7 protein-coding genes are annotated in these 7273 nt (G+C 51.5%); 5 read left to right on the plus strand and 2 right to left on the minus strand.

Annotated elements, in window-relative coordinates; all coding sequences use genetic code 11:
• Positions 1-137: 137 nt before the first annotated feature.
• The 5 genes from H8Q75_RS05270 to H8Q75_RS05290 are packed head-to-tail and all read left to right on the plus strand — an operon-like array spanning position 138 to position 4799.
• Entirely contained in the window at positions 138-1544 is a 1407-nt protein-coding gene (locus H8Q75_RS05270) for a UbiA family prenyltransferase (RefSeq protein WP_024125190.1), read from the plus strand.
• Entirely contained in the window at positions 1541-1948 is a 408-nt protein-coding gene (locus H8Q75_RS05275) for a GtrA family protein (protein WP_297040867.1), read from the plus strand. The genes H8Q75_RS05270 and H8Q75_RS05275 overlap by 4 nt, the downstream gene beginning before the upstream one ends.
• A gap of 40 nt (positions 1949-1988) precedes the next feature.
• Positions 1989-3284: an FAD-binding oxidoreductase gene (locus H8Q75_RS05280; protein ID WP_297040868.1), complete on the plus strand. Its 1296-nt coding sequence runs from the start codon at positions 1989-1991 to the stop codon at positions 3282-3284.
• Positions 3281-4015 carry an SDR family oxidoreductase gene (locus tag H8Q75_RS05285; protein WP_024125187.1) on the plus strand — a complete coding sequence of 245 codons (735 nt, stop codon included), beginning with the start codon at positions 3281-3283 and terminating at the stop codon, positions 4013-4015. Before H8Q75_RS05280 ends, H8Q75_RS05285 begins: the two co-directional genes overlap by 4 nt.
• A 7-nt stretch (positions 4016-4022) precedes the next feature.
• A complete protein-coding gene (locus tag H8Q75_RS05290) occupies positions 4023-4799 on the plus strand; it encodes an SAM-dependent chlorinase/fluorinase (protein ID WP_024125186.1) in 777 nt (258 codons plus the stop codon).
• Here the strand turns inward: H8Q75_RS05290 and H8Q75_RS05295 are convergent.
• Positions 4791-6038 (minus strand): VWA domain-containing protein, encoded by a 1248-nt coding sequence (locus H8Q75_RS05295; protein ID WP_024125185.1) that lies wholly within the window; start codon positions 6036-6038, stop codon positions 4791-4793. The two genes, H8Q75_RS05290 and H8Q75_RS05295, sit on opposite strands and share 9 nt — an antisense overlap.
• A gap of 62 nt (positions 6039-6100) precedes the next feature.
• The coding region (locus H8Q75_RS05300) for an SbcC/MukB-like Walker B domain-containing protein (protein WP_297040869.1) at positions 6101-7273 on the minus strand (1173 nt) is incomplete at its 5' end.

Below are 7273 nucleotides of genomic sequence, written 5' to 3' on the forward strand. Positions count from 1 at the left end.
CGTCATGCCCAGCAGCAGAGAATTCATAATCTGTTACCTATTCCCCTGCAAGAGGTGTTGCTGCTTGCAGTGCGATACGGCCCTTTTTGAATATTCAATATAGATTAAGAAATACCGCAAAACCTTAAACTGTAAAAATGGTTTACCTTCTTATCGATCTGGATAACACCCTACTGAGAACGAATGTCCTTCTAGAATTAATCTGTTTGTCTTTTAGTGAGCTACTAATTCAACTCTTCAAAATAAAAAGCTTCAATCCTGCTCAGATCAAAAGAAAATTAGCTACCTGTACTGACTTGGACATTACCACATTACCCTATAACTCAGAAGTTATTCAGTATATCCAAGATTGGAAAGCCAAGGGGGCTAAGGTTGCCCTCATCACTGCCACTCATCAACTCGCCGCTGAAAGGATTGCTGCCCATTTGGGGCTTTTTGATGAGGTTTATGGTTCTGATGGCCAGCTTAATTTGAAGGGAGAAAACAAGGCAAGGTTTATCCTAGAGCGTTTGGGTGAGAAAAATGTTATCTACATGGGGAATTCTGAGGCTGATTTACCTGTGTGGGCAGTTGTGGCCAAAGCAATTACCGTCAATGCATCTCCTCGGCTACGCCAAAAAGTCGAGCAAATCAATCCCAATGTGGAACATTTAGGGAGCGCAAAACAAAGCATTCAACCCTACTTCAAGGAAATTCGGCCCCATCAGTGGGTAAAAAATGTTTTGGTCTTTGTGCCTATGCTCGCGGCGCACCAGTTTAATTTGTCCACCTTTTGGATTGCGCTGGTGGCAGCAATTGCTTTTAGTCTGACGGCGTCCAGTGTCTATGTCTTAAATGACCTTTTAGATTTGCAGGCCGATCGCGCCCATCCCCGCAAGCGTCATCGTCCCTTTGCCGCTGGAGATATTCCCCTCTCCCACGGGATATGGCTGATTTTGATCCTCCTCGGCGGCGGCGTGGCGATCGCCACCACCATTAGTTGGTCATTTCTGAGCATTCTCCTCGCCTATTATGGTCTCACCACTGCCTACTCCTTTTACCTAAAGCGCCGGATGATTATTGACATTTGCGTCCTTGCGGGCCTTTACACGATTCGCATCTTTGCAGGTGCGGTTGCCACAGGGATTTCCCTCAGTGTGTGGCTTTTGGCTTTCTCCATCTTTTTCTTCTTTTGTCTGGCAACCGTCAAGCGCCAAGCAGAACTGGTGGATTACTATCACCGCAAACAACTCAAGGCCAGTGGTCGAGGCTACCACGTTGACGATTTGCCGATTATTAGCATGATGGCCATTGGGGCGGGTTATGTCTCAATTTTGGTGCTGGCGCTCTATATCAACTCTCCCCAAGTGCAGCTTCTTTACACAAACCCACAGGTACTCTGGGGCATTTGCTGTGTGCTTCTATACTGGATTACCCGAACCATCATGCTGACCCACCGCGGTTTGATGCACTATGATCCAATTGTTTATGCAATTAAAGATCGACAAAGCCAAATCTGTTTCTTGATTTGTCTGGTTTGCTTTATCTTAGGTGGAGTTTTATGACTTTACAAACCCTAATTATTCGCTATACCGTTTTTGCGGTGATTGCTACCTTTATGAATTTATTTTTTCAGAGGATAATATTAATCATTGATAATAGCTTCCCTTATTTTGTGGCCGCAGTAGCAGTGGGTACGCTCGTGGGGTTGGTGGTGAAATACTATCTGGATAAGCGATGGATTTTCTTCGATCATAAAAAGGGTATACATCACTATAGCCGTCAATTTAGTCTGTATGCTTCAATGGGAATTTTTACAACCGCCATTTTTTGGGGATTTGAAACCCTATTTTGGTTGATTTGGCAAAGCCATTTCATGCGGGAAATGGGTGCCATTATTGGTTTAGCCATTGGCTATGGGGTCAAGTATCACTTGGATAAACGCTATGTCTTCTCTAATGACTCCTAGGAGTTCTCTCAAAAGGCTCTGCGGCTGGGGACGGTATCCTGTGCAGACCTGTCACGTTTATTGCCCGCGCTCAGAATCCGAGATTATCCAGCTTCTCAACAGTGGTTTGCCGCTCATTGCCCGTGGAAATGGCCGTGCCTACGGAGATAGCGCCCTCAATCGGCAAGCAACACTGCAAATGAGCCACTTCAATCGCCTATTGGGGTTTAATCCGCAAACCGGTCAATTGATTGCTGAGGCAGGGGTTCTACTGGCAGAGATTCTAGAGATTTTTGGGCCTCGCGGTTGGTTTCCCTTGGCGACCCCTGGCACGAAGTTCGTTACGGTGGGGGGCATGATTGCCGCCGATGTTCATGGAAAAAACCACCACAAAGAGGGCAGTTTTCTTCAAAGTTTAGACTGGCTGGATCTCCTAACTAGCGAGGGGCAAATTTATCGCTGCTCTCCTTCAGAAAATCGAGATTTGTTTTACTGGACGGTGGGGGGAATGGGCTTGACGGGGGTGATCCTCAGGGCAGCCTTTCGATTGCGCCCCATTGAAACTGCGTGGATTCGCCAAACCACCTATATCGCCAGGAATTTAGACGAGGCCGTTGATCTCTTTGAGGCTGCGCAGGATGTGACCTACGCCGTGGCTTGGATTGATTGTCTAGCGGCTCGTTCTCAGTTGGGGCGGTCTGTGCTGATGCTAGGAGAACACGCGACGCGGGAGGAGCTGCCAACCAAATATCGGCACAGGCCACTGTGGACTCCGCAACGGCGTCAGTTCTCGATTCCTGTGGATTTTCCCAATGGTGCCTTGAATTCATTAACTGTGCGTGCCTTTAATCAACTGTATTTCCTCAATAGTCAACGCAAAGCCGGCCAGTCCTTTGTGGATTGGGATACTTTCTTCTATCCCCTGGATTGTCTCTTGGGGTGGAATCGCATCTATGGGCGGCGTGGTTTGGTCCAGTTCCAATGCGTTTTGCCCCTGAGCACTGCCCGCGAGGGTCTAGCGGCGTTACTGCATTGCACGTCAGTCGCAGGAGCGGGGTCATTTCTCGGAGTTTTGAAGAAGTTGGGTGATCAACAGGGTTATTTTTCATTTCCGATGGCGGGTTATACCTTGGCTCTGGACTTTCCGATGTCCCAACGCACCCTCAAGCTTTTGGATCAACTGGAGGAAATCACTCTACAGTATGGGGGTCGCTTTTACCTTGCCAAGGATAGCCATTTAACTCCGATGCGACTGCGCCAGTCCGATTCTCGGGTAGAAACCTTTGTAAAAGTCAGGGATGCCCACCAGTGGACGGTGAACTTTGCCTCAGAACAGTCGAAGAGGTTACATCTATGACCGCCCCTGTTCTGATTTTGGGAGCGACTTCCGATATGGGGCGGGCGATCGCCCATCAGTTTGCGGCTCAGGGTTATCCAATTCAATTGGCTGCACGGCAGGTGAGCCGCCTGGAGCCAGATAAAGCGGATTTGGAAATACGCTATGGTGTGGCTGTCAGTATCCATGAATTTGATGTCTTGGCGCTGGAGACCCATGCAGCCTTTATCCAGCAACTCCCGGAGCAGCCGGCGATTGTGATCTGTGTTGTTGGTTTCATGCCAGACCAAAAAGCATGTGAGCAAAATTTGTCCCTTGCTCTTGAAGTGATGCGCACCAATTATGAAGGTCCAGCGGTTATTTTAAGTCTCTTTGCCAATCTGTTTGAGCAGCGGGGGTTTGGTACGTTAGTGGGGATTTCCTCTGTCGCTGGGGAACGGGGGCGGGCAAGTAATTACTTCTATGGTTCTGCGAAAGCTGGCTTCACAGCATTTTTGTCGGGATTGCGGCATCGCCTTGCCAAATCGGGGGTACAGGTCTTAACGGTTTTGCCCGGCTATGTGAAGACGCGGATGACCGAAGGAAGGAAATTGCCCCCCCAACTTACGGCGGAGCCAAAGGAAGTGGCCAATGCAATCTTCTCAGCTATAGAAAAAAAGAAGGACGTGATCTACGTGCGATCCACTTGGCGCTGGATCATGGCGGTGATTCGTTGGATTCCTGAACCCTTATTTAAGCGACTGTTGCTGTGAAATGCCCATGGCTTGCTGCATTACACTGCTGACGGATTTTGGTTACCGGGATGTCTATGGGGGGGTGATGAAGGGGGTGATTTTCAGTATTTGCCCCCAAGCCCAGGTCATTGACCTATGCCATGAAATTCCACCCCAGGATTGCCGCACAGCCAGTTTTCAACTGCTGCAAGCGGTGCCCTATTTTCCGCCGGAAACGGTGCATATCGTGGTGGTGGATCCGGGGGTGGGCACAAGTCGGCGGGCGATCGCCCTCGATTTGGAGGTTGGCTATTGTGTTGGTCCAGATAATGGCATCTTTAGCCAGGTGTGCGATCGCTATTCTCCCCGACGCGTCGTTGAGCTAACCCAACCGCAATTTTGGCGCACCGCCAGTCCCAGTTTGACCTTCCATGGGCGGGACATTTTTGCCGCCGTGGCTGCCCATTTAGCCGCAGGAACGGATTTTGCTCTCCTTGGCTGTGCCATTGACCCAGACAGTTTGGTGCGCTTGCCCCATCTCACCTATGAGATGACCCCCCAAGGCGTCCAAGGCTGGATTCAAGCCATTGATCACTTTGGGAATGTGATTACTACGCTCCCTGGGCATTTGTTGGCTAAGGGCTATCACCAAATCCGGATTCAGGGGCAGCAGATTCCCCTTGTCCCCACCTATGGCGATGCCCCACCTCACCATCTGATTGCCTTGGTAGGCAGTCATGGGTTTATTGAGCTAGCGGTGAATAGGGGCAGTGCCCAATCTCTCCTAGGCTGCCAGAATGGCGATGCCCTGTGGCTAGTTTGAGGGGGGACGGCTCAGGACTGTTTTTGAGGCAATGCGCGTGCGCTTGAGGGCAGATTCACTGAGGGTAGATTGTTGCTGTAGCTCTTGGGCAGAGGCCTCAAGGACTTTTGCTGCTTCCGCATCCCCCAGTTGTAGAGCAGTTTTGGCCGCACTCTGAAGAAAGGTGGCCGCGCCAGCGGTGTCCCCCGATTGCAGCTTCGTTTCTGCCAGCTTAGTTTTGCGGTATTTTTCGAGGATGAGAATGCTTTGCTGTACCTCTGGATCTACTTGGGGCACGTGCTCTGGTTCTGCTGTGAGCGTCAGGGGAATCCTCTCAGAGAAAAGGCCTCTGGACTGCTGCACCGGGTCATCATAGCGGACTTGGGCAAAACCAATGAGGTGAGACCCCGCTGGCAAGGGCTGGGTCGTTAGGGTAATGAGGAGTGTCCGTCTGATGGTTGCCGAGACATCCCCCACGCGAATCACATACTCGTGGGGATCGGGGCTTTCGTAGGTGAGTTCAATTGTGTCGGGCGCCACTTGGTGCACGGGTTTGAAGTTCCCCAGTTGAGCGGCTTCACTCAAGGTGAGTAGGACATGGGCATTGGTGTAGTCCACGTTGCTGATGTGGCTAAAGAGGGATTGAAAACAGGCGATCGCCTGCTCAGCATATTCAATAAACACCAGCCGTCCGCCAGCGGCATCGGCAATTTGTTCAAGGACATCTTGGTTCCAGTGGACGCCAAACCCTAGGGCATTCAAGGTAATGTTGTACTCCGCGGCCAGCTTGGCCAGCTCAAGGCAACGCTGGTTGTCACCGTGTTCATTTTCACCATCTGTGAGCAGAAAGATTTGGGAAATAGTACCCTGCTTGCCTGTGGCAATTTCCTTCAATCCTAGTTTCATCCCTTCATCAATGGCGGTTCCACCCCCCGGTTCGAGGGTGGCAATCTGGGCTTTAATGGCCTCCTTGTCCCAGACCGTCTGGTTGGGCACCAGAACCTTCGCTTTGTGATCAAAGGCAATGACACTCAGGCGATCGCTCGGCAATAACCGATCCACTAGGGACTCTGCTGCCCGTTTCACCATTGCCAACGGTTGCGATGCCATTGACCCACTGTGATCCAAAATCAAGCAGAGATTTAGAGGAGCGCGCTGTTGTTGCCGCTGTGCCCTTAGCGTCAGCTCTAGTTGGCGCTGTGCCCCCTGTCCGGCACTGACAATGGGATCGCTGAGCTTGGCAATGAGTTCAACTGTCATCGTTGCAAAGTGATTCTTTCTGAGCCTACTCTACTATTTTGGCGAAAAGACCAACGACGGGCTTAAGTGATGATGCTCAGTTGGGAGGCTCCGGCTACTTTGGTGACCTCAATGCGGGTTTGAAAGGCTTCCTTGAGGGCAGGAACATGGGTAATGGCGAGAATGCAGTGAAATTCGGGGGCGATCGCGTTCAAGGCGGCAATCAGCCGTTCACAACCCTGGGCATCTTGGGTACCGAATCCCTCATCAATAATCAGAAACTGGACATCACTCCCCGATCGCTGGGCCAAGAGTCGGGCTAAGGCTAAGCGCAAAGCAAAATTGATGCGAAAAGCTTCACCCCCCGAATAGCTTTCGTAGGGACGGGTCCCTTGGCAATCGGCAATGAGAATATCAAGGGTTTCAATGGGCTTGGTGTCGGCTCCACTGCGACGGCGGCTGCGCTGGGTAATGAACTGCACATGGAGTTGGTGGTTGCTGAGGCGACCGAGGATATGATTGGTTTCTGCCTCTAGATGGGGCAAGACGGTTTCAATAAGCAGGGCGGGAATACCATTTTTGCCTAAGGCTTGGGCTAGCTCGCAGTAGAGGCGGTATTGATGACGGAGGTGGGCAAGGGTTTGCTGTCCCTGTTCGTATTCTTGTCTGAGGCGATGGAGTTGCTCTAATTCGGCGCTGAGTTTGCCATGCTGGGCAAGGTTGGCCTCGAGGGTCTGCTGTTGCTTGAGGAGGTGCTGTTGCTGTTGATGGAGATCGGCGGCCAGGCGGCTAGCGGCGCGAGCGGTTTCTTCAAGGGTGGCGAGTTTGTCAGTGATGTGTTGCAATTGTGCCTGTTGTTGCTGCAGCGTTTCCGCTAGGTGCTCGAGGTCTTGGCGGAGTTGGGGTTGGCGCGATCGCCCCCGTTGCAGGGCCTCATAGGCCTCATAGTCCGTTGCGAGGGCAGCCAGTTGGGCCTGAATTTGGGTATGGCGCTCTGGATTGTAGGCTAAGGTGGCCAATTGCTGGTCAATCCTTGCCAAGGTCTGGGCAAGAGGGGAAGTGGTTTCAAGGGCATTGAGCTGCCGTTGCAGTTCCTCCTGTTGGGCCATCAGGTTTGGCAGTTGCTGCTGAATCTGCTGGTATTGCCGTTGGGCTTGGCGGAGTTCCTGTTCCTTGGCTTCGGCCCAACGCCATTTTTCCACTTCGCCGCGGGCGATCGCCAGATTTTTCTCGTCATAGTTCAGGCGTGCCAGTTC

This window comes from Thermosynechococcus sp. OHK43, assembly GCF_014466085.1.
Classification (GTDB): domain Bacteria; phylum Cyanobacteriota; class Cyanobacteriia; order Thermosynechococcales; family Thermosynechococcaceae; genus Thermosynechococcus.